Genomic DNA, 285 nt, shown 5'->3' with positions numbered 1-285 from the left:
ATAGAAGGTAGCTTCAATCCGCCACCGTTCGCCGTAGCGGCGTTTGTCGTGGCGGATCTTCCGCTTGCGGCCGCGCTTGCCGGGGATGATCGGCGTGATGCCTTTTTCCCGTAGGTCGGTCCGGAGCCAGTCGGCGTCGTAGCCCTTGTCGGCGGTCAGATGACGGATCCGACCGGGCGCCTCGGCGAGCACGGCTGGGGCGGTGGTGACATCGCTGGCATTGCCCGGCGTCAGCAGGAGGACGCCGGGGCGGCCGAGGACATCGGTGAGGACGTGGATCTTGGT

At 67.0% G+C, this 285-nt stretch carries 1 protein-coding gene; it reads right to left on the bottom strand.

Annotated features, from left to right (window positions below; genetic code table 11):
* Window positions 1–285 (bottom strand): transposase (locus tag ACLQ2O_RS41955; protein WP_425843488.1); only part of this gene is annotated, 285 nt, incomplete at both ends.

It is taken from the genome of Kribbella sp. DT2 (assembly GCF_049844575.1).
Taxonomy (GTDB): Bacteria; Actinomycetota; Actinomycetes; order Propionibacteriales; family Kribbellaceae; genus Kribbella.
This window is presented reverse-complemented; position numbering and strand designations above follow the sequence as displayed.